We start from the raw sequence: 24,318 nt of genomic DNA on the forward strand, positions 1-24,318 counted from the left end.
TTGGCCACAACTTAAGCCAAGTATATCGGTCGCATCACTGTTCGAGATAGATACTAAAGTATTGTATTTGTGGGGAACTGTTTACAACAGACGGTGCTTACGAACGCGTGCTACAGCCTCGTTCCGCCTGCCTACTTGACCTGAAGTTTATCAACACGATTTGAAAGACCATGGGCCATGGGCAATAAGGTGTAGAACTTCTAATTCACGCTCGCTAAGTGGTTCGATCAGTGAGTTGTTATACGGACCGCTGTGACGTTCGGATGCACCTTCGCTGTCACGTAGATCGGTTTCAATCTCGGCTAACAATTTTTCAACATAACTAGGCATTATGCTCTGTACCTTAACTTCTAACAGCAAAGTGTAGACAGGCGAACCTTCGTCAAGGAAGATACGAATGCCCCCGTTCATCACCAAGCCCTTTTCCTCAACTTGGCGTCGCAATGACCACAGTAACGCCAAAGCACGATGGGCGTTTCCCCGTGCGAGGTTGACTCGAATTTGATTGATTGTATGTTGTGCTCTTGCACCTCTGCGGCTTTACTATGTTTATCACCTCCTATCCTCTCAAACATAAGAAAACACAAAAAAAGCCGCCAAATTAGCGACTTCCAATGGAACGATGTTCGTGTCCTTCGACAAATAGCGACTTTCAATGGGACTATGTTTTTGTCGCCCAACACGAATTCCCTGCCCGTTAGCCCAGAAAAAGCTGTCGACCAAAAATCCGGCTGCCTCTATATGTCTTCATTGAGCTATCGTTTCTACGTTTGCGTAATGCCCTGGCATATGTGATACGGTTCATCTTAACAGTCTATCGGCGAAAAAAAGGAGCTATCTTCGGTAGTTTTTTACAAGTCATAAACTACTCCGGTTAACTTCTCGGATTGTAACCAAAGCTTTTCCGCAAGCTGCACATCCAATGCCTTTTTGGGAAAATCTACAAACTTTGGTTTCTTAGCCTTTAGAGGATTCATTCCTAGCCCTACGTAAACATCTCCGGTGATTGTCGAATCCGTCGCCGCAATAAGTGATGGCCAAGATGATTGATCAGGAGGAGTTCCGAATATTTTCATTAATAGCAGTCCGAATGCTTTGGTTCCCTTCGGTACGTTTCTCCCGATTCCTGTAGGACTCGTACCAGGATGTACTGCTATAGAAGAGATACCTTTCTTCTTCGCACGTCGATTTAATTCTCGGGCAAACAGTAGGTTTGAAAGTTTCGAGCGATTGTATCCTGCCATTGGTCTGTATTTATTATCCATCTTTAAATCAGAAAAATTTATATCACCCATTTGAGCTGACTGTGCGCTAACTGTAACGATTCGACCGTGGTTCTTTTCAATTAACGGCAATAACAGACCCGTCAACGCGAAGTGTCCAAGATGATTGGTTCCGAAGTGCATTTCAAAACCATCGGCCGTCAGTTCACGAGTGGAAACGGCCATTACCCCAGCGTTGTTTATAAGGACGTCTATTCCTTTCACTTTCCCTTGGATCGTGTCGGCAAAGCTTCGAACTGACTTCAGATCAGCCAAGTTTAATGGTTCCACTGTTACATCTATATTCGGTGCCGTTTGTTTCATCTTTATGATTGCTTCTTCGCCGCGCCTAGGATCACGGCTTCCAATGATCACTTTGGCACCGTGCTTCGCTAGCTCTAATGCCGTATAATAGCCTACCCCGCTATTGCCTCCCGTCACGATAGCGGTTTTTCCTATTAAGTTTGGGAGATCGTCAGGCGTCCAGTTTGGTCTCATGATTTATTCCTCCGAAAGCTTATATTTTATATGTAATTAGGTCATTACTACATGCTAAGCTGTTTCAGTCAGTCATGAATAAACGAGGATTGTTTGATGTAACGAGCATGTTCGACTGAATCGATCATGAATCTAGCCACGTCGTCACGAGAAATTTTAGCTAGCATGGAAGGAGTAAAAGCACCGTGCTTATATCGCCCTTTGCCCGGCTCATTGGTGAGCCTTGATGGCTGAACGATAGTCCAGTCCAATCCACTGTTCCGCACAATACCATCCTGCCTTTCCTTATCGTAAAACTCTCGGAACGTTATTAAAGAAACCAGTTTTACAATCATTCTCATCCCAATTCCGAGCTGATTCCTGCTTTCTCTGCTGGTGCCAAATCCCGTAAGAACGACAAGTCTCTTTACTTTATGCCTTCTCATCGCGTTCACAATGGAACGAGTCCCACATAAGCATAGATCTGAAGGACTTCTTGATGTCGCTCCTAAAGCTACAAACACCGCGTCTTGCCCCTCAACAGCCGATCCTACATCCTCTTCACTAAATACATTGCCTTCTACAACTGTTAATCCCTCCCGGGTAAACGGGATTCGATCTGCGGCACGTACAAAGGCTTTTACGGTATGTCCTTTGCTGATTGCTTGGTCAATTAGCTGTAAGCCCGTACCCCCGCTAGCTCCAAAGATGGTAAACTTCATTGTTCTTTGCCTCCTTTAATCTTCTCTCCATCTTAATAAGTGAACGATCATTTATTATTAGTGGAGAGAAAAGCGATGCCAGGCATCGCTAAAATACTTTGTTATACTCGGGAATTATAGATCATGCCTTAATTGCTTCCCAACTCATCTTGATGGCAGAATCTAATTGTTTACTATTCAATATGCTCCCGTTCTTCAAATGTGCTTTCAACAATTCGGCTATTGGCAAGATGGAGTAAACAACCAGCATGTTAATATCCTCCTTCTTCAATATCCCTTGTCGGATGCCAGCGTCAAACATCTCGAAGATCGGCTGAAACTGACTTGCCGTATCCTCTAGGCACCATTTCTGGGGCAAAGGCGAATTCATGATTTGCTCCAGAAACAAAAAATATTCTTTGTACGATTGAATAAAATCAACATAGTTGCGGATGATAGCTTCAAATCGTTCGTAAACTGTTCGGGTATGATCCACTCCCTGAAACATTTTCTCGCTCATCTTGCCTTTAATCTTCAAGTAAGTCTTGTAGAGCAGATCCTCTTTGTTCTCATGGTAAATATAAATCGTCGCTGCCGATACATTCGCTCTTTTGGCAATTTTTGATATCGACGTTTCAGAGAAACCGATTTCATTAATTAGCTGTACGGTCGCGTCAAATATTGCTTCGACTTTGTTATCATCTCTATATCTCATGAATCAATAATAAATGATCGTTTATTTATTGTCAACAATAAGGTATTGCTAAATATTCGCTCTACTTGTGATACGGTTCACCTCGCATGACCTTAAAGTATCCTGCCCGTTAGTTCAATAAAAAGACGCTCCCGCGCTTTCGCTTGGGGTACGTCCTCATCAGTATATTCCATTTCTAATTACTAATTAAAGAACGTACGCGGGTAGCATTAGTGCTTAAACAGGGGACTTATCTTAACCTAAGCACAAAGAAAATACTTTATTTTATAATTCCAAAAGAATAGGCTGCAGAAGCTATCCGTATGTACAAATTCTTTAATCTCAATGTAAGCTCTACAAATACGGATCTGTTTAGATCTTCATCAACCGGTAATCGGACCATTTTGTTGTCCCTTGACATCGTCGGAAGACAACGTGGATTTCCGTTAACTCTTTAATCACATCACCTTTATGAATGCATAATGCATTGTCCATGTCTCGACTGTTTTTTGAAGGATCTTATGTTCATCACTTGGATAAAAGTTGTGTATGGCAAAATTGTACCATGTCTAAGTTATTTAAGAGACAACCTGTCAGCTCGATACCATTCTATAAACGATCTATAAACGAGAAAATACGAGAAAATACCTGCCCCTCCCGGGCAGGTATTTAAGGTGAATCGTATGAATGCTTACCAACATCGATCACTAAATATTAGTCCAGAAGGCTGTAGATCTGAATGCTCTCCACCTTGGCATCCTTGATATGAAACGACATCACATCCACATAATTGGATGGCTCATAACGGAAGTCATCCTCCTCATTAGGGGCTCCATCACCAAGCAGTTTCCCCTCAGGGTAGGCGTTTTTGAGTGTATCCAGGCTATCTCCTGCTTTAATGTTTCGCACTGTCGCGTACTTAGGATCTGTAATTTCGATATGAAAGATGGAGTCTTGTTTCCCCTCCGGTATACTGATTGTTTTAATCTCCAGACCAGGATACGTATAAACCTTTTCTGTAAAACCGATTAACGTATCCATGTTTGTTCCATCGCCAGCACTGTACGTATGAGATTTCAGGTTATCCGGTTTGCCCAGCATCTGTTCCATCTGATCTTCATTCGCTGTATCCGAAATCGCAATGGTGTGCTCATTATAGACAAAAGCAAGCTCCTTCAGCACCACATTGCCTTCCTTCTCCATGGAACCTTCCTTAATAGCTTCAGCACTTTGTCCTTCCGAATTTTCTGAAGCAGGCGCAGTAGAATTGGATGCTCCTTCGCCTTTGGCCTGTTCGTCGGGCGTGTTTTTTTCAGCCGAGTTCTGCGCCGCTTCTGGCGGCTTGGCACCATTGGACAGACAGCCCGTCAGTGCCATCGTTAGTAAAATACTCAGCAGGATAACAGATGTAGCTTTGTTTATCAATTTCATCATGACCCCTCCATAAATGTGTGATTTCTTCTTATGAAGTGATTATAAAAAAAGCATTTTTTAGTCTCATAACAGAATTGTATCAATCTTGTAACGTTAACTATTTTCGCGCGTGTTTACGCACGGGGTAGCACAATCGTAACGGTCGTTCCTTCCCCGATTTGACTTTCCATGTCGATATATCCATTAAACCGCTCTACAATCTCTTTGCAAATCGAAAGTCCAAGACCTGAACCGCTCGCTGTGCTTGCATTTTTCGCCCGGTAAAAGCGTTCCTGCACTCTCTCCAGCTCATCGCCCGCGATACCGATACCTTGATCACGTATCCTTATAACTACCTCGCTTGGCGTATGGTCCAACTTTAATTCGATTAGCGATGGACTGCCTGAATATTTGATGGCATTGTCCACAAGGTTGGCGATCGCATGGGACATCAGCATTGGATTCACGTTGGCGTGAACTCTCGTCATAGGCTTATCCTCCGGTTCCGCTTCCGCCTCCCTGAACATAATCTCGATTCCTTTATCTTTGGCCTTGGCACCCATACTCGTTGCGACTTGCTGAATCAGTTCGTTCATTTCCGTCTTCCGGGCTTCCAGGTCGTTAGAACCAGCCTTGTCGAATCGGGATAGCGACAACAGTTCATTAATCAAGCGCGTCAGCCGATCCGATTCCTGCAGAAGATGAGCATAGATTTTTTGCAGCTCCTTGTTCTCGTTCTCCCCTTCAACCAAGTATTGAGAGAAACCACGAATGGCTGCCAATGGTGTTTTTAACTCGTGAGATACGTTGGAGACAAATTGTTTCTGGTACTGAATGTAATCATGAAGCTGCCGCCCCATGGAATCCAGCCCATCTGCCAGCATGCCCAGCTCATCCTTCCGGTTTAGATGAACTCTCCGAAACTCCTGTCTAGAGAAACTTTGCGCAGCCCCAAGCAACAGCTTAATTGGCTTGGTTGTGTTGCGGGCAATCCACAGACTGGATAACGTAATCAGTACAATAAATCCGCCTGCACCTGCAAACAGGATGTAACGGATTTGATCCATAATCGCATAAAAGTAGGAAATGTCCTCCACGAACTCATACACATAAGCGTTTTGGTAGTATTGATCCTGAATGGGAGTGGCAAAATAAAGCAGATGATCTTCCGTTACGGTGTAGGCGTAACTGCCGCTCAGGGCTTTCTCAATATTCTTTTCAAAAATAAGAGGTTTGCCATCATTAATAATGATGCCATCCACAGCCAAGCCCAGCAACTGCTTGGAGCTATCATAGATACGTACTTCCTTGCCTGAAGCTTTCAGCTTCTCCAGAGCAAGTCTGACGATTTCTTCTGTCTGCGGTTCTCCTGTCGATGATCTATGCTGTGCCAACACCTCACGGAAGGACAACTCGGACAGATCCGCCTTCTCCATCATCTGTTTTTCAATGGTAATGAAGCTGTAGTAATCGATGGCTTTATTCACCGCAAAAATGATGATGCCAAAGGACAGCACGGAGAAAAATAAATAATTCAGTAGTAACCGGGTTGCATACTTCAGGCCTCGCCACCTCCAAGTTGATAGCCAAATCCATAGATCGTCCTGACATACTTCGGTTCGTCCGCGTTATCCTCCAGCTTCTTCCGTAATCGCATGATGGTCATATCCACACTGCGACTGTCTCCCATAAAGTCATATCCCCATCCGATCTGCAGCAGCTCATCCCGGGTAAAGATTTTGTCTGGCCTTTTGAGTAACGTTTCCAGAATTTTAAACTCTTTGGCCGTTAAAGACACGGGTACACCGTTTTTCAGCACCCTTCGGCTTTCGAGATCAAATGTCAGCTCTTCATGAATGATGCGTGTAGATTTCACTTCTGTTCCTTCACTTGATTCCTCCTTGCTCTCGTTTCTTCTCAGAATCACCTTGATCCGAGCGAGCAATTCGCGATTGTCAAAGGGTTTGGTCATGTAATCTTCCGCCCCTAGCTCTAGTCCCAACACCTTGTCGATTACCTCATTTTTGGCAGAGAGCATGATCACAGGAACGGCACGTTTTCCGGTGATTTCCTTGCACAGGTCATATCCGGAGCAGTCAGGCAGCATCAAGTCAAGCACCACAAGGTCCGGCCCAAAAGCATCCAGCAGCTGCAGGGCTATTTTTCCGTTTTCAGCCGTTTGAACGACGTAGTTTTCTCTTCTCAGTACGAGCTCGATTAAATCTCTGATTGCGGCTTCATCGTCAATGACAAGTATTTTCTTCAATGTGCACCCCTTCTAGCCTTGTTCCCCAGCTTGAATCATAATTTACCCTCATCTTAGCACAGACACTTTAGATTCCTCCACCAACTGGAAGATGAGGTATATTCCCCTGAGCCCAACATAACTAGTAATAAACCCGAAGAATGGAGAACAATCCATGGATTTGCTCTGGGTACTCATTGTTGGTGGACTTATTGGCTGGTTAAGCGGCAACTTGTTTGGGCGGGACGTACCGAGCGGTGTACTTGGTAACATTATTGCGGGTTTTATCGGTTCCTGGTTAGGAACAGAATTGCTGGGACCAAGGGGGACCGGCGATTAGCGGATTTCATATTATTCCTGCCATCGTTGGCTCGATTATTGCCCTGCTCATCTTCTTTGCTCTGGCACGCGGTGGAGCATTTCCGAAGACGTTAACAAAAAAGAGGCGGAAACCGACACCGTCGTTCATTAGATATTTTTTATAAAGATGCTGCCAGGTCATAAGATGAACACTTCACTCTGTAACCGTTCGTCCCGTCCTTTTCACTTCATATAAATCTTTTATTATGATATTAATATTTCTACACTGCTTGACATGTGAATGAATTGCCGATATAGTGTGAATCAATTCACGACTCACATAAAGGAGTAATCTATGCCAAAAAGTACTTTCTTTCGTTTAGATGAAGCAAGGCGTGAGGAAATATCTAATAGCGCTATGCATCTTTTTGTTGATCATCTTTACGAGGATATAACTATGAAGATGGTTTTGGATCGTTTGTCCATGCACCCCGGAACATTTTATCGGTATTTTGAAGACAAAGATGACCTATATTGTCTCTTAATACGTAATGTGACCCAGAAAAGAGCTGCGTATTTTAATAACAGTAATGAAGATTCTCTCCTCCAGTTTTTCCTTACTGGCTTATTTGGTAGCGTAAATGGCATTGTGACCGAGCCGCTGAACGAGTTGGAAATCAAACTCACTGAAACACTTTTATACATTCCTGAGAACATTTTGCTTAAAATATATCTGAATGTGCTAAAGGGCGAGTCATTCCCCTTAATCAAGGATATTTTACGCCGAATGAGGGTTGATGGATATCTCCGACCTGATATTGATGACGACCTGATTTCTTTTATGTTTGAGTCGATGCAGTTTAATTTAGTCATGTTTTTTAGGGAATTCGATATTAAGGACTCTAAGCTGCAACATAAGATTAGCAAGTATTTTGCTGACTTTATGAGTCATGGGCTGCTTGAAGATCATAAATATGCTGAAATGGTTAGCGATCTCAAGAAAACCAAGGAGTAGAAGTAATATGTATTTCACATTCGCCACTTTTATTAATTAAGGGGAATAAGAAAATGAAAACTTATGACGCATTTCCGGAACCAATTGGCAGCTCTGCTGTCGGTCGAACCCAGATGGATTTTGAGTATGCGGCATCAGATCATTCAAAAAGAGAACTGACGGCGTTTGTGTACTATCCGTCCGACAGTAGCGAAGGTAAGACTACATCAACGTACATGTTTCCAGAAGTCTACGAAATGCTTGATGAGCAGCCACTTCTCACTGCGTTGAAGGATGCTTACTCTATAGATATCAAGACCCAGTGTTACGACGATCTTGCTCTCTCCGGGAAGGAAAAGCGCTATCCGGTGTTATTCTATGTTTGCGGCGGGGGCGGTTCTCCAGAATGGGGTACCGTGATCTGTACTGACTTGGCAAGCTTGGGATATGTTGTGGTAAGCATCGGGCATCAGAATAGCACGATGTATAAGCGTAAAGATGGGCGCCTGTTTAATGTATCAAAGGATTTTTCGGATGTCATTATGGCGTTTTCTGAAGATCCGGAAATGGTGGCGTTGGCTGGTAAGATGGAGATGCGGCCTGACGATGAAACAGCCATTGAGATGTGCCAAAACGTGCTCACACTGCCGATACTTGCCAAGTTAACAAAGTATAGCGAATTACAGGCAGAAGATGTAAGGTATGTAGCCGATTATCTTTACAAACTGGACTCTGGAGAGCTGAATTCCATCTTTAAGGGCAGATTGTTGCTTGACATCGGCATGGGCATAGTCGGACATTCTTATGGAGGGCCTACTACGGCGATGGTTTGCCGGGACGACGATCGGTTCGCCTGCGGGATTGGCTTGGATAGCGGTGCGTTCGGCCTTCAGGGCAGCGACCTTAAGAAACCCTTCTTGCTACTGTTTTGTGAACCAAACTATAACATGAATGCGATAATTGGCGCTAACAATAGCATGGAAACCTATTATTTCTCTGTTGATCGTGTTGCGCATTTAGATTACTGCGACATCGTGTTTACCAGTGTTAATGAGGAACTCAGAGGCGAACGGGATGCTATGGAGATGCGAAATCTTGTTACAGACTACACGAAGAACTTTTTTGATCATTACATACTGCAGAAGGCTGCAAGTGTGGAAAGTCTGGCATACGATGGCGTGGACTTGATCAAGAAGACCAGCAACAAGTGACATAACCGAGAGGTTGCTGATAAACGCATGTCAAAGAGCTAGTCGTACAGACACAGAGCCGATAACCCTATTACGCCGGTTATCGGCTCTCTCTCATATTTCAGGGATTGTTTTCTATTTGAGATGGTAAGCGGTGTTTACAGCGTTGAAAAACACACTTGAAGATGTTAGTAATTGGCTGAATTCTAACAGACATTGAGATTACAATCCAAAGCTTCTCCTTTGTATTAAATTTATTTTTGTGTATACATGACAACTATAACATTTACCTTTCTTCCTGAAGAGGCATGGGACCATCGAATGGGAAGAGCTAACCAAGATAGGATGAATCAAATCAAAGGTTTGACCAATGTACTCACGCTCCGTTAGTTAAAAAGCGTTCGAGTTTTGTCTAGGTAAATCAATCGGAACAACACTTCCGTAAAACGGGTTTCTAACAAGCCCCTTTCGGTCTGGGCGCCGCCCAGCCGGGCCATCACTTAGATGCTTCAGCGGGTTCTACATGTGCGGTGAGCTGGACAGTGGAGCTCCCATAATTGGTATACAATTGCGCAATCGTTTGGTCCAGTCTTACACCGGTGACAGGAATCGATTGATTAAAAGCCATAATAGTGAACTCCACATAAGGACTTGCTTTATGTGTGTCCGTTTCGCGGTATCGAACCCAGTACGTTCCGGTCGGCAGATTGGCAAGTGTATCACCTTCTACATTTAGCCAGGTGCCGCCATGATCTGAAGACCATTCCATGGAATCATTCACCCCGGTGATGCGTCCATCATTGGCGCCAGCCGCTGTTTCATCGACTTTCCCAAGACCCTCTGGCGCAGCCTTTGGTCCTCCTATGACCATAGCTTTGAAATCATCAAAATCGATGGAGGCATTGGCGTATCCGTCGATCCCGAATTTCTGTCCGATCAGCTTGTCGCCGCCTGTATGGCGGAAATTGTAATCCGTAGCTACCGGAACATCGTCGAGATAGACGGTGTAGGTTTTGTTATCCCAGTTGGCCACCATTTTGATTTTGTACCATGTATTGTAGGACACGTTTTGGACTGCTTTTTTGGATCCACTGTTCTGTACAATAAACTTACCGGTATCAAAAGCAGTGACCATTGAATAATTGCCGGTACCGCTGTCGTTTCTCATCATGGCGCCATTCGCGTATTGGAAGCTGCTGTTTAATCTGGTGCGGTATTCGATGACGATGCGCTGATCCCCCTCCGCTTTTACCTCGCCTGTATATGGCAGGAACAGGTTTGCCTTGCCCGAGGTAGCGGTCGTGGTCAGTCGAAGAAATTTATTCCCGTCCTCTTCCTTTACCGTTGCGGTAGCTCCATTGGTCAGATCTTCGGTGGTGATACCGTAAGGGTATTTGCCTACCGTATCGCCGGAGAAATCCCGGTAAGCGTTATAGACAACGCCATCCTGCACGCGGTTAAGCGAAGCTAACAGAGCCTCTTCCGCCTGAGCGAGATTATCCAGTTCCCCGTCAAACTGCTCTTTGCTCAGATCCGGGTTGAAGGCCATCTCCTCCGCTTTATCCACCTCGGCCACAAAAGCGTCATACTTGGATTGGCTATAGTTGCCTAACCCAGTGCCCAACGGATAAGAGAAATTCGCCAGTCTATTGCGGAGCTGATTCACAATGTCATCAAGGCCCCATCCTGCAACAACTTCTACGGATACAGTGGAAGGAATATTTCGGCCATCCACCTTCAGAATGACTGGCACCTGAACCGTACCAAGAGAGCTGAAGTCCATTCCCTCCGGCTTCCAGCTGACAACTTCAGCCGTCATCGACTCGCTATGATAGACAACATCCACAACGCTGGGCGGATCAGGAGTCACTCCGGAAGGAGTCTTTACTTCGGAAACCACCTGAACCGCATCAGAAGCCTCGATCACCGTCAAATGGATTGCCGTTTTGCTGCCGTTGTATTCGGCTGTAATAAGAGCTGTACCCGGTTTATCTGCGTATACCGATGGGGTGACCGAGACAGTATCAATCCGGGCCACCCCGGGATCGCTGCTGGTATACTGAGCATCAGTTGTCACATTCTTCATTTCATAGTTGTTATAGCGAGCAGTTACCTGCAATGGACGGCTTCGCTGTCCGCTGGTCAGGACGCTGTCCAATCCGCTCATGACAAGTGACTGCACCGATCTGGGCTCTGCGACTACGGTTACCGCGGCCGTTGTTGTTTTCCCATTATATGTCGCGGTAATTGTCGTACTGCCCGCCCCGACAGCTTTAATCTGATCCCCTTCATCAATAACGGCTACCTTCGTGTCGGAAGAACTGAAGGTAGCTCCTGTATCGATAGCGGTATAGGTAGCTCCCGTTACCGTATACAGGGGCAAACTGCGGGTTTCGTTCAACCCCAGGGTGAATCCCGGAGATTCAAATAAAATTTCCGATGTATCCAACTTAAATAGATCCATACTGTCGATCTCAGCCAGATTGCTCCCTTTCGAGAAGCGGATGATGTTGTCGCCTTCCTTAAGGAAGACTTTCGCCGTGGAGGCTCCCCAACGATTCGGACCAGAATAGACGATGTTCAATTTGGCACCGGAGCTGCCGTTCACCGACAATATATGGGAGGCATCCGCCGCATTGGGGGAGCCGTTGGCATTGCGCACGGACAGGTTATAGAATCCCGCCTCCGGCACATTTACTGTAAACTGTGCATAATCATTGGCGTTCTTGATACCCGCGATTTTCATCCCGCCTGATGCGGTGCTTTCCCGCAGGACAGCCGGAGAAGTTTCTCCATTCGGATCCTTCACCAGCAACGCATTCTCCGCTTCATAGCGCTTCCGCATCGGCTCGCCGGAAGGTATGGCAATCGGTATGTTCGGATCTACCGGCTCTCCCAGGTTCGGCGTCATGTCGTCTTTCCAAGTGAATTTCTGTGCATAGACTTTGCGGGTCCAGCCTGACCCCGGCCAGCGGGCAGCATGGTAAATAATCCAGTTCTCCGCGCCATCAGGAGATGAGACGATACTATGGTGGCCGGGGCCGTAAACACCATTGGCGCTAGAAAAGATCGGCTTATCCCGCTTTACCCAGGAGCCAGGGTTCATTAAATCGTCGCTAATCTTGGCCGAGATCAACCCGAGGGAGTAACTGTCTGTCCAGCTTCCGTTGGCCGAATAGATCAGATTGATGGTGTCGCCCTTTACAGTGACCTCGGGCCCTTCATTGATCCTCCCCGGGGAAGTTTCCCAGTCATATTCAGGCGTTGAAATCAGGACCCGTTCCGAACTGATGGTCCGTGGATCGCTCATCTTTGCGATATATAAATTTTGAAAGCTTCCGTCGGTTTCCTCCCAGCCGGACCAAATAAAATAGTGATCCTCATTTACAGTCAGCACAGTGCCGTCAATTGCCCAACGATCGGTGGAATCGGTAATCTTCCCTTTGAACTCCCAGGTTCCCGTCATCGGATTATCACTGGCGTTCTCCAGCACGTACATGCGGTGGTTTGCATTGGTTCCGTCGTCGGCTGCGAAGTAAATATACCATTTGAATAGGCCATCGTTATCTCTGAGATAGTGCATTTCAGGCGCCCAAACATCGGAACTGTACATGGACCCTTTAACCGGTGTCCAGGCTAGGCTTCTCTCGCCCGCATCAATGCCGGTAATCGTCTTCGCTCTGCGGATCATGATGCCGCTGGCATTGACAAAGACATTGTAGTAGTAGCCGTCCGTATGCTTGTAAACCCAAGGGTCGGCCCCTGTCTGCATGATAACATTGTAGAAATCAGACACATCCTTTCCCTCCTTCCGGAATGCCAAATCCGCCCTATCTGGCGTTTGCTCTGCCGCCATAGCCGCTCCGTTCCATTGCGGCAGCATCAGTAGCACTGCGAGACAAAACAGCAAATACCTGAATCTTTTCCTATCCCATAAAACCGCTTTCAACCTCATCCATCCCCCTGTCATTGATTTTTTCAGCCATGTCCTCATTCTACTTGCAGAGAAAATTTAAAAAATGTACTATCTTAAATTGTTTTGGTAACCGTTTTAGAAAAGGTGTCTTGACCTTCGGATTGTACTTAACCCTCTCAACGTCTGATTGTTATCGCCGGGAATCCGAAGAAAAAAAGGACACAATCCCCAATTAAGGGATGTGTCCTGAAGAAAAACATTACATTGTAGGTAGGGTGTCCGACGTATCGACATAACCTTACTCTTCCGAAGGTTTGCGGTTGTTTAACAGCTTTGGAATCCTCACGGTCACTGTCGTCCCATGGCCGAGCTGGCTTTCTATGGCGATCCCGTAACCCTCTCCGAACAATAGCCGAAGCCTGTTATGGATATTGGAAAGTCCGATGCTTGCAGCAGGTTGGCCATCTGGTGCAGGTTCCGGGGATGCCATGCCCAGCTTAGCCTGAAGGGAAGCCAATTGCTCCGGGTCCATTCCCTTCCCGGTATCCGTGATTTGGAAGCACACGTCCCCATGCGCATCTATGCTCCCGGTAACTTGAAGCCGGCCCCCTTGATCCATCCGCTCAAGCCCATGATAGACCGCATTCTCCACAATGGGTTGGAGAATCATCTTGGGGGTTTGCATCTCCAGGAGTCCCTCGTCCACATCGATCTCGATGATAAATTTATTTTCATACCGGATGGCGATAATGTTCATATAAGCCTGAATACAGTCCAGCTCTTCACTAATCCGTACAAGATCATCTTTTCTTATACTGTACCGGAATATTTTGGACATGCAAGATGCAATTTGCGCGATCTCCCTGCTTCCGTATTCCAATCCGATGCTGCTGATGCAATTGAGCGTATTATAGAGAAAATGGGGGTTGATCTGGCTTTGCAGGGCAGCAAACTCCGCCTGTTTCTGACTCAGCTCAGATTCATATAATCTGGCCTGGGTATTGATCATATCTCTTGCCATCTCTTCCCTTTCATTGATTACCCGGTTAATGTCGCAGGCCAGCATGCCTACTTCATTGGTAGACCGGACTTTAATGCGGAAGCCCATGTCCCGGCTCCCCACTCTCTTCATATCCAGAACAAGTCCCATCACCGGACGCATCAGATTGTTCATAAAGAAACTGCCCATGATAAGCATGCTTAGAATCATCCCAATCCCCACGATTATGCTGACTTTCCGTATAGGGTTCATGTCCGCAGTAAGCTCTTGCACTGGAATCATACTCACTACTCGCCACCCGTCTGCCTGCTCCAAACCCTTAACCTGGACAAGAATATCCTCCCCATCGATAGTTGTTTTGACCCCTTTAAGCAGGAGGCCCTTATCCATAGACAGAACATCCCTGAATAACGCACCTCGGGCATTGGAATTGGTGGAAGCAATCACCTCATCCCGGCTATTCAGAATGTACAAGGTAGAGTTGGGCGTTAATTCCGTATTTTCTACAAGCCCCTGCATTTTGTCCATATTGACCAAAACGGTACAGTAACCCGTAATTTGGGAGAAATAGATTCCCCCGATGGCCTCCACAATCGGCGCTATATAAAAGAACTGTTCCGTTCCTGTTCTGTCGTCTTTTAGAATCGAAGTGAACATCCCCTTGTCCCGCAGCGAGGAATCTTCCTTATACTTCTGGATAAAGGTATCGTAACGATTGAGAAAAAAAATATCTCCGCTTGCTGATGCCAAACTGTAAAGCCGTCTTCCCTGTATATCATTAATTACAATTCCGTCCACATACGAATTAAAGGATCTCATATATTCCATGAGATCCAATGCATTTGGACCGCTATTAAACGCCCTTTTGTAATCATCATCCACTACAGAAAATTCCTGAACCCGTCTGCTATTGACCGCAATGCTGGTGCTGACCCTGATATCACTAAATGCAGAATCAATTTTGCGGCGTGTTTGTTCTATCATCTGGTTACTGTAATGGGCGGCTCTCTTCTGGGTCAAATTAGAGAAACTATAATAATAATAAAATTCCATGACAGTAAATATGATGATTGAGAAAAAAAAGATAAGCCATATCTGATGCTTCAATTTCAGTTTACTGATCTTCATGGCCCGCCGCTCCGTTCATATCAACTTTTTCTGAATTTGGCGGGGGTCATCCCGCAATGCTTCTTGAACACTTTATTGAAATAATAATAATCGACATACCCCGCCTTAATGGCCACTTCTTCAATGGATAGATCCGTTCGCTTCAGGAGCTCACGGGCCTTCTTGATTCTCAACTCCGACACATATTCAGAGAAGGTTTTGCCCAGATTTTTTCTGAATAATTGACAGCAATACACCTGGTTAATGAAGAACTGGGCAGATAAATCCTTCAAATACAATTTCTGCTCAAAATGATGGTTGATATAATTGATCATCCTGTTGAAGCAGGACTGAATGTCCCCTTCCTGCAAATAGCGGCTGTTTCCTATCCTGATTGAGTCGAGAACCTCATGTAAAAAGCTGCATAGCGACTCAAAGTGTTCAAATCGTTCCTTGATCTCGGAATAATTCAGGAATTCCAGTTCCATATCCTTCAATTCCTCAGAATATGCTTTGATAAGGATCCCGACGGCTTGATTCCACAGGTAGACAACCTCAGACATGCCAAGATGATGATCCCTGAAATATGCCTGCAGCCCTTTAATGTACGCTTCAACATCGTCAAATTGATTTCCCTGAAGGATGTGGTGGATTTCATCGATACATGGCTTCACCAGATGAAGCTTCGGCTCGTAGTGAACGACGCCCCCAGCTTCTTCAAGAAAAACCTGGGAAGCGGACAGGTCAGCTTCTTTAATGAGCTTGCTCATGTGCTTTAGTTGATTAGAGATGCTGCTGACGCCCATAACATGGATGCCCGTCTTATTCAGAACCCGCTTATCCGAATGTCCTTCCAGACAATCCCTATGCTCCGTCATCAGGACAACTAGCATTTTTCGGGCTCCAGCTTCAACTTCCACAACATGAACAGGCTTTCCCTCCAAAGAAAGCAGGTTCCTCATATTTTTATGTTCTCCCTCGAAATAGATGGTCAACACCTGATAATAGTACACAGCTGCATCATCGGGAAGCGGTAGGAAGCTCTTGATCGCGTCCTCATTCACCGAGGTCAGCGCATCCAGAAGGAGTTGGTTGCGTGCTGTGCTTCTCCTGGAGAAGTGCATGGCCAGTTTCGCGATGAAGGGGTCAGCCTTATCGATATCCAAGGGTTTCAGGAAATAATCCAGCGCGCCATAGCGCAGCGCTTCCTGGGCATATTCAAATTCCGCATATCCGCTTACGATGACAAACTCAATGTCCAGCCCTTCTACTTTGGCCCTCTTCATCAGATCCAGTCCGGATATCTCAGGCATACGGATATCCGTAAATACCAAATCGGGTTCATTCGCTTTTATGGCATCCCATGCGGTGTAAGCGCTTTTAAATTGTCCGATAATTTCAAATCCATATTTATCCCAATCGAAGGCGTTGCGGATTCCTTTAATTGCCCACGGCTCATCATCTACAATCATGACCTTGTACATGGGTATCCTCCTGAACATATGGATTCCCCCGAATAATAGCAAAATTATTCGGGAACAGCAACGAAATAAGGATAAACCACAGACTGGTTTATCCTTATGCCATGGATTACTTGCTCTGTGCTTTGATATCTCTATAATTCTTTATATTCTCATCCTGAACAGCCTGACCGCCGGCGTCCATATATTCTTTCACCAGCTTGTCATACAAGGCGTCGAACTCTGCCGGCTTGGCAACGACCAGCCTGTCACTCATCTGCTTGTTCATGTCACCCAACGTTTTGCCGTACTTGATACTAGCTTCGTTCGAGACGCCGTAATAGAAGCCTGTATAACCATCCGTCGTATTGATCTTGTATGAATCGACAGCCAGTTTTTCATAGCTCTGATCTCCGGCTGCTAACGCTGCTGCGTACGTTCGGACATTCTTTTCGGTATCGCCCAGCTCTGCACCGTTTACAATTAGAGTATAATCCATATTCAGATTGCTCGTTTGCATATTTTCGCCGGTTTGCGCAATCCCTTGCGGGATGCCGTTTACAAGGTTATGGTTGACGCCTTCTTCGCCAAACTGAAGGAAGAACATCACCTCCGGATCAGCCATCCAGTTCAGATACTTTATGGCCAGCTCCGCATTCTTGCTGCTTTTCGGGATGAAGGAGAAAATCCCGTTTTCATTGTACATCTCTTTCAGGTATTTCCCCTCATCGTTTTTGAAGGTATCTACAGCAACATAGTTGGCATCAGGTGCATTTTGCTTCAGTGGTACACGAATTTTTTGTGAAAGTGGATAATCCCAGTTGGCAGCGTAGAAGCCTACCTTGCCATTGGTCACATCGGCATCCGCTTGTTTGGTTGTTTTATCCAGCGCAAAGTCGGGGCTGATCAGCTTTTCATTGTACAGTTTGTTCAGCCATTTATACGCATCCTTGGTGCCGGGCTTCAGCCAATTGGTGGTGGTAACGAATTCCTCCTCCGACATCGGACCCCAGAACGAAGGAATCAGGTTGCCAAAGGTGTAGTTCATGCCTGAAGCCGCAGTTGCCCACGGAATGACACCATCCACATTACCCGGGTTCTTCTCACGGAAAGCAACGAGGGTATTATATAATTCATCCCGATTCGTTGGAACAGGCATTCCCAGCTTATCCAGCCAATCCTTGCGGATAAACATGCCGTTCCAAGCGATCAGAGTCCGCTTGCCTGGGATCGAGATTTGTTTGCCTTCATATTTCCCGTAGGAAAGAACTTTCTCGCCCAGATAAGACTTTAATTGCTGGCCATGCTTCTCCAACAATTCATCCAGTGTATAGAGGCCACCGCTTTTTGCGAAACGGGTTACGGTATTACCGTCATAGGTGAAGGAAATATCAGGAGCTTCGTTGGCAGCCATCAACACATTCAGCTTATCGACTTCTTGGGAACGGGGGACAGGAACAAACTTTACAATGGCGTTATTAGGCTTGCCGAATTTTTCATTGACATATTTGGTCCACGTGTTATTGTTCAAGTCCGGTTGTCCCTGAATACCTCTGTCAAACACTTCCACTGTCAAGGTTACTGGGGAACCGGAGCCCGTTTCCGATGCGTTGGACCCTTTTGATGCCGTCTCCCCATTGTTATTGCCTGCGCCGCCGCAGCCTGCCACTCCTACGACTAGAAGCACTGTGCTAAATAGAATTGCTGCTTTCTTCTTTATGCCCTTATACACTTTAACCACCCTTTCGTTCTTGTGATTGATTCTCTTAAATCATCCGCGAGGCCGGGATCCCCCCTTCATCATAATCTGTTTCCCCATCACCCCTTGATAGCTCCAGTCATCACACCATCCACGAAATACTTCTGCAGTTTAGGATAAATCAGCAAAATCGGAATCGTTGTAAACATGACACTGGCCGCTTTCAAAGACTCAGGGACAATATAGGAGCCGACACTTCCTTCTCCTCCTTGTTGGCTATCCAACTGCTGATTGGCCGAAATGATCTGGTATAGCTTCATCTGCATAGGGTAGAGCTCTTTTTTCGTAATGTAGAACAGCGCATCCTGGAATCCATTCCATCTGTCCACCGCATAGAAAAGGCTTAATGTGGCGATCGATGGCAACGAAAGGGGAAGCACAATCTTGATGAGAATGCCCAGATCCGAACACCCGTCAATGGCTGCCGATTCCTCCAGGCTCTCCGGAAGATTGCTGAAGAAGGTTTTCAGGATGATCATATTAAACACGCTCATGGCACCCGGCAAAACCAGGCTCCAGACCGAATTCATCATGCCCAGGTTTTTAACCAGAATATAGGAGGGAATTAAACCGCCGCTGAAATACATGGTGAAGACCAACGCCGTCAAAATAAAGTTTCTTCCCTTCAGCCGCTTCTTCGTTAACGGATACGCTGCACATATGGTCAGGAACATGCATACCAAAGTGTAGAATATTGTAAGCACAATACTGTATCCAAGCGTATATAGCATATCCATATCGCTCAATATGGTTTTGTACGTTTCTGCTGTGAAGTCTACTGGCCACAGTCCTACCTTTTGAGAAATAATCGCTTCGTTGGAACTGAAAGAAAGCGCAATCATGTACAGGAACGGTATGATACACGTGAAGGACAATGCCACGATAAATACAATGATGGCAATATCCGCTACAGTCATTTTTTTCATCTTGCCCCTATTGCTCGCCACCCTCACCATATCCCATCCTCGCCTAATTTTTTCGCAACAAAGTTTGCAGATAACAGCAGGATCAGGCCGACCACGGATTGGAACAATCCTACCGCCGTTGCCTGGGAGAAATCACCCGAACTAATACCAACTCTATACACGAAAGTACTGATAACATCAGAGTAATCGCTAACCAGTGAATTTCCCATCACAAAGGGACGGTCAAATCCGATAGTAACCATTCTGCCTATTTGGAGAATCAGCAAAATATTGATGGTTGATTTAATGCCAGGCAGTGTAATATGCCACATTTTGCGAAGCCTGCTGCAGCCATCAATATCGGAGGCCTCATACAACTCCCTATTGATTCCGGTAATGGCCGCCAAATAAATGATGGTGCCCCATCCGATATTTTGCCATACGCCAACGGCAATATAAGTAATCAACCAAGGTGTTTTCTGCGACAGGAACTCGATTCTTTCAAGACCAAAGCTCGACAGGAAATTGTTGATCATGCCGCCGTTAGAAAACATCAGATAGACCATACCGCCAATAATAACCCAGGACAAAAAGTGGGGCAGATACAACACGGTCTGGGTCATTTTCTTGAATTTTGCTTGTCTTACTTCATTGAGCAAAATAGCCAGGAGAATGGGCGCTGGAAAACCCGCGATCAAGTCCAGAACATTCAGGACCAGCGTATTCTTCAATGCACGGTAGAAGCTGTCCTGCTCAAAAATAAACCGGAACACGTCCAGTCCTACCCATTCGCTCCCTCTAATTCCTTCAAAAATGTTGTAATCTTGGAATGCCATCACAAGGCCATAGATGGGTGCATACTTGAAAATCAGGATATACGCCATAGGCAGCAGCAAAAGAAAATATAACAGACCGTCTCTTTTGATGTAGTACAGAAAGTTATTTTTCCTTTTTGTTGCGCCGTACTTTCGGGAGCTGTCTAAAACCGCTTTCATTTTTCCCATCCCTCCGACTGTAATAAGGAGCTCTCATGTTTATCATTTTACCTACAGGATTAAATAAAAAAATGTACTCCCTTAAATCAATTTGGTAATAACTTAAAAAGGTAGTTGTATGTAAACTGTAGAGTGAGGAATCAGTCAGGTAAAAAAATAAAGAACCAGGGACCATTTAGTCCTGATTCATTTAAATAGGTATCATGCCTCCAAAAATACATAAAATGAATTTTTAATACATGAACATTGTCGGCTTCCCCTCGCAACAAGAAACCCCATCTTTAACTGTTTTGGAATCCAAAAAACAGTGAAAAGTGGAGTTGCCTCGGGAAACTATTGATTTATGGTTTATCTTTAGATTAAACCTCGACATTGTAAAAAGTAGAGCCTCTAATTGGTCGGTCTACCGTTATTTGTGCACATAGTGGCAGGCAGCTCGAATCGGCTGTAGCCCTCCATCCGGAACGGCCGGGTCGGCGTCGCCCAAGGAAGCCGATATTCACTGTACAGTTGCCGCTTCGCTGCCGCGTCTCTCATCTTCTCGGACAAGCTGGGCAGCAAGCGCACCGTGGAATCTCCATCCTCCCGCTCGGTCACGAATCGGCCGGAAATGGCACGAACGGCACGAGCCGACTCATAGGCGCCGTTGGATACCAGCACGAAGCTTCGGCTTGCCTTGAGCGGCGAGAAGAGTGGTTTCCCTGGGGTTTCAATCGCTTCCATCAGGTTCAGATACATGCTGCACATCAAATCGGTCGGACCAAACGCCAAATCCTCTTCGGCGTCCTGTGCGCGAATTGTCAGCTTGTTCTGGTAATTCCAATGCGCTTCCCCTCGCGTTCCGTAAACGGCAATCGAAGGCACTTCACTTACTTCGTGACAAAGCATGGCGTAAATATGAACGCTCACACCGTTAGCCATAACGGCGCGAATACAGGAGACATCGTCCCCCTCGATGTCATTGACGTGGTAAAGCTCGGCCTGCACCGATTCCGGGTACAAGTCTGCGGCGCCTCCTCCGGCCGCCAGCAAGCTATGGTACAGCAAGTGGGCGAACGGATTGTTGAACGTCCCGTCCAGCACATACTGGCCGTCGCTGACCAGTTTGCCGGCCCAGCGGGTCCGATCGTAGTAAGAGCGAAACCGTTTCCACATGCCAATGCCGACCACATGCTCCACCTGCCCGAGCACACCGGAGCCGATCCTTTCCAGCAGCGTTCGGAACGCCCGGCCCGACGTATTCTGGAAGTTCACCTGGCACAAGCGCCCGGTCTCCATCTGCACCGCGATCATCTCGTCCAAGTCCTGAATCGTTACCGCCGGGGGCTTCTCCACCAGCACGTGAAAGCCCATCCGCATCACCTGGATGCACATCGGCTTGTGGGAGGAGATCGGCGTGACGATGACGACGAAATCGATATCCGGATGCAGCGTGAGCATCTGCACGTAGTCTATATAATGGACGGCCCCAAGCGCGGTCAGCTTGCCGTAAGACTCCTGATGAGCGCCGACATTCGGCTCCGCAAAAGCAGCAACCTGCAGGCTGCCCTCTTCGACCAGCTTCTGCATGATATTCACATGCTCAGCGCCGAATCCCCCGATCCCGATCAGCGCGGTGCGACAAATCTTCACATTCCTTCCCTCCAAAGCTATGCCTTGACGTGCCGGGAACGATTCTCCCGGCCCGCCAAGCTGCAAATTTATAATTCATACATGCTGCAAATAACGTTCCTTGATGAGCGTGAGCGCCTCGTCTCCCGGCATATCCCATACCTGCCGGTTGAAGATTTCCACCTCGATCGCCCCCACGTAACCGGCCGCTTCAACGGCATGACGCATCCGGCGCAACTCGATAACGCCGTCCCCCATCATCCCTCTGCCCATCAGCAGGTCGGGTACCGGCACGATCCAATCGGAGACGTGGAAGCCGAGTATACGCCCCCTGGCCCGCTCAATTTGCGCGTACAGCTCGGGGTCCCACCAGACGTGGAACGCATCGACGACGACGCCGACGTCTTGCGGGTCGTGCTGCTCCGCGAGCGTGTTGGCTTGCGCCAGCGTATTGATGACGGAGCGTTCAGCGGCGTACATCGGGTGCAAAGGCTCGATGCCGAGCTTGACTCCGTGCGAGCGGGCGAACGGCACAAGTTCCGCGATCGCTTCTTCGACCGTCTTGCGGGCGAAATCGATATCCCGGTCTGGCGCCGGTCCGCAAACGAGCACGAGCACATCGGTGCCAAGCTCGGCCGCTTCCTCGACAGCGCGGCGATTGTCGTCCATCCGCTCTTTGCGCGCAGGCGCGGTGGCCGCCGGAAAATAACCCCCACGGCACAGGCTGGAGACGCGCAGGCCCGCGTCCCGCACAAGCCGCTTGCTCTCGGCCAGGCCGGTCTCGGCCACTTTATGCCGCCACAGCGCGATCCAAGGCACTTCGGCGCGGACGCATGCTTCCACGGCCTCACGCATATTCAGCCGATCGGTCGTAATCTGGTTCAAGCTGAGTCTGTCTATGGAACAGAGCGGTTCCATACTGATCCCTCCCGGATTTCAAACATCTCTATAAATGATTACGGCCGAATACCCGCCAGCGCCAAGACAGGCTTCATAAGTTCGGCGGCAAGCTCCGGATCGGCCAATAGCCCGGCCCGGTCGGCAAGCACGAACAGCTCGGCCAAATGGACGATCGAGCGTGATCCCTCCGCTCCCCCGATCATGCGGAAATGCGGTTGGTGGCCGTTCAAGTAGGCCATGAACACAATTCCCGTCTTGTAGGCGTACGTCGGCTTCTGGAAAATATGACGCGACAAGGCAACGGTAGGCTCCATAATCGCCTCATAACTGACCAGATCGCCTGCGTCTAGTGCATGAAGCGCCTGGGCAGCGGCCGGCGCGATCGCGTCGAATATACCGAGCAGCGCATGGCTGTAGCCCTGCTCATCACCCTTGATCAGTTCCGGGTAGTTGAAGTCGTCCCCGGTGTACATCTTGACGCCTTCCGGCAGCAGCCGGCGCATCTTGATTTCTTTACCGGCATCGAGCAGCGAGATTTTAATCCCGTCGACCTTGTCCGCGTTTGCCCGAATGACGCGCAAACAAACGTCCATCGCCTCGTCCAGATCGTCCTTGCACCCCCAATAGCCGGCCAGAGCGGGATCGAACATGTCGCCAAGCCAATGCAGAATGACCGGCTGTTTCACCTGCCCCAAAATGCGCCCATACACCCGCTCGTAATCCTCAGGCCCTTTCGCGCAGGCGGCAAGCGCGCGGCTCGCCATCAGAATGACCTGACCGCCCTCGCCTTCGATGAAGCCGACTTGCTCTTCATAGGCGGCTTCCACGTCGGCGATCGTGACCGACGGTCCCGGAAACAGATGGTCGGTTCCCGCGCCGCAGGCGATTTTGCCGCCGACCGAGCGCGCTTCCGCGATCGAAGCGCGGATAAGCTCCTTCGAGCGGTTCCAGTCGAGGCCCATGCCGCGCTGCGCGGTATCCATCGCTTCCGCCACGGCCAGACCGAGCGACCACAAATGGTGCCGGTAGGCGAGCGTCGAGTTCCAATCAATCTGCGATTGATGCAGCGGATCTGCGTCCGCAAACGGATCACAGACGACATGGGCGGCCGAGAAGGCGATGCGGCCCGTAAACGGCTTGGCCGGCACGGAGAACGAGCCTGCTTTGCCCGCAGTATATTCATACAACGCTCCCCCTGCACGGGGGAGGAGCAGCGATTTGGCCATCTGTATTCCCCTCCTTAAGAGGTAATTAAAAAATCGGCTTTTGATCACGAAGTATAGCTATGAAGCTTACTCGACGTCGAATCTTGAATTCAGCCGGGCCTTCCGCTACTCACGTAGGCTCACCTACGCTGCGTTGCTCAGTCCCTAGCTTCATCCAACCTTC

17 protein-coding genes and 1 pseudogene are annotated in these 24,318 nt (G+C 47.5%); 3 read left to right on the top strand and 15 right to left on the bottom strand.

All coding sequences use genetic code 11. The annotated features are described in order from the left end of the window. Positions 1-851: 851 nt before the first annotated feature. From MHH82_RS16015 to MHH82_RS16040, 6 genes are all read right to left on the bottom strand, one after another. Positions 852-1,760 carry an oxidoreductase gene (locus tag MHH82_RS16015; protein WP_015735372.1) on the bottom strand — a complete coding sequence of 303 codons (909 nt, stop codon included), beginning with the start codon at positions 1,758-1,760 and terminating at the stop codon, positions 852-854. Between the two features lie 68 nt (positions 1,761-1,828). After that, positions 1,829-2,461 carry an NAD(P)-dependent oxidoreductase gene (locus MHH82_RS16020; protein ID WP_340966737.1) on the bottom strand — a complete coding sequence of 211 codons (633 nt, stop codon included), beginning with the start codon at positions 2,459-2,461 and terminating at the stop codon, positions 1,829-1,831. Between the two features lie 121 nt (positions 2,462-2,582). Beyond that, positions 2,583-3,155, bottom strand: a complete 573-nt coding sequence (locus MHH82_RS16025; protein WP_145036459.1) for a TetR/AcrR family transcriptional regulator — start codon at positions 3,153-3,155, stop codon at positions 2,583-2,585. Positions 3,156-3,848: 693 nt separating this feature from the next. Continuing rightward, on the bottom strand, positions 3,849-4,568 hold the full coding sequence (locus MHH82_RS16030) for a hypothetical protein (protein ID WP_260871322.1): 720 nt from the start codon (positions 4,566-4,568) through the stop codon (positions 3,849-3,851). Between the two features lie 113 nt (positions 4,569-4,681). Continuing rightward, positions 4,682-6,034 carry a sensor histidine kinase gene (locus MHH82_RS16035; protein ID WP_340966740.1) on the bottom strand — a complete coding sequence of 451 codons (1,353 nt, stop codon included), beginning with the start codon at positions 6,032-6,034 and terminating at the stop codon, positions 4,682-4,684. A gap of 71 nt (positions 6,035-6,105) precedes the next feature. Then, positions 6,106-6,813 (bottom strand): response regulator transcription factor, encoded by a 708-nt coding sequence (locus tag MHH82_RS16040; RefSeq protein WP_009589506.1) that lies wholly within the window; start codon positions 6,811-6,813, stop codon positions 6,106-6,108. Between the two features lie 154 nt (positions 6,814-6,967). Between MHH82_RS16040 and MHH82_RS16045 the strand changes: the two are divergent. The 3 genes and pseudogenes from MHH82_RS16045 to MHH82_RS16055 all read left to right on the top strand — a co-directional run bounded on the left by MHH82_RS16045 (position 6,968) and on the right by MHH82_RS16055 (position 9,297). Beyond that, a pseudogene (locus MHH82_RS16045) lies at positions 6,968-7,277 on the top strand (GlsB/YeaQ/YmgE family stress response membrane protein). 170 nt (positions 7,278-7,447) lie between these two features. Continuing rightward, entirely contained in the window at positions 7,448-8,107 is a 660-nt protein-coding gene (locus tag MHH82_RS16050; protein WP_340966742.1) for a TetR/AcrR family transcriptional regulator, read from the top strand. 53 nt (positions 8,108-8,160) lie between these two features. Continuing rightward, complete coding sequence (locus tag MHH82_RS16055) at positions 8,161-9,297, top strand: alpha/beta hydrolase (RefSeq protein ID WP_340966743.1); 1,137 nt, start codon at positions 8,161-8,163, stop codon at positions 9,295-9,297. A 475-nt stretch (positions 9,298-9,772) separates the two neighbouring features. On the opposite strand, the gene MHH82_RS16060 is transcribed toward MHH82_RS16055, so the two are convergent. The 9 genes from MHH82_RS16060 to MHH82_RS16100 form a co-directional block, all read right to left on the bottom strand. Next, positions 9,773-13,225: a family 43 glycosylhydrolase gene (locus MHH82_RS16060; protein WP_340966746.1), complete on the bottom strand. Its 3,453-nt coding sequence runs from the start codon at positions 13,223-13,225 to the stop codon at positions 9,773-9,775. A 265-nt stretch (positions 13,226-13,490) separates the two neighbouring features. After that, a complete protein-coding gene (locus MHH82_RS16065) occupies positions 13,491-15,320 on the bottom strand; it encodes a sensor histidine kinase (RefSeq protein WP_340966748.1) in 1,830 nt (609 codons plus the stop codon). A gap of 20 nt (positions 15,321-15,340) precedes the next feature. After that, a complete protein-coding gene (locus MHH82_RS16070; protein ID WP_145036471.1) occupies positions 15,341-16,783 on the bottom strand; it encodes a response regulator in 1,443 nt (480 codons plus the stop codon). 106 nt (positions 16,784-16,889) lie between these two features. Continuing rightward, positions 16,890-18,491 carry an extracellular solute-binding protein gene (locus tag MHH82_RS16075; RefSeq protein WP_340966749.1) on the bottom strand — a complete coding sequence of 534 codons (1,602 nt, stop codon included), beginning with the start codon at positions 18,489-18,491 and terminating at the stop codon, positions 16,890-16,892. Between the two features lie 86 nt (positions 18,492-18,577). Then, positions 18,578-19,474 (bottom strand): carbohydrate ABC transporter permease, encoded by an 897-nt coding sequence (locus MHH82_RS16080; protein ID WP_340966751.1) that lies wholly within the window; start codon positions 19,472-19,474, stop codon positions 18,578-18,580. After that, positions 19,468-20,418 (bottom strand): ABC transporter permease, encoded by a 951-nt coding sequence (locus MHH82_RS16085; protein ID WP_340966753.1) that lies wholly within the window; start codon positions 20,416-20,418, stop codon positions 19,468-19,470. The genes MHH82_RS16080 and MHH82_RS16085 overlap by 7 nt, the downstream gene beginning before the upstream one ends. A 390-nt stretch (positions 20,419-20,808) precedes the next feature. Further along, positions 20,809-22,050 carry a Gfo/Idh/MocA family protein gene (locus MHH82_RS16090; protein WP_251495866.1) on the bottom strand — a complete coding sequence of 414 codons (1,242 nt, stop codon included), beginning with the start codon at positions 22,048-22,050 and terminating at the stop codon, positions 20,809-20,811. 75 nt (positions 22,051-22,125) lie between these two features. Then, positions 22,126-22,947, bottom strand: coding sequence for a sugar phosphate isomerase/epimerase family protein (locus MHH82_RS16095; protein WP_340966755.1), 822 nt, complete (start codon positions 22,945-22,947; stop codon positions 22,126-22,128). 38 nt (positions 22,948-22,985) lie between these two features. Beyond that, positions 22,986-24,155, bottom strand: coding sequence for a dihydrodipicolinate synthase family protein (locus tag MHH82_RS16100; RefSeq protein ID WP_340966757.1), 1,170 nt, complete (start codon positions 24,153-24,155; stop codon positions 22,986-22,988). Positions 24,156-24,318 lie beyond the last annotated feature (163 nt).

Source organism: Bacillus sp. FSL K6-6540, assembly GCF_038007545.1.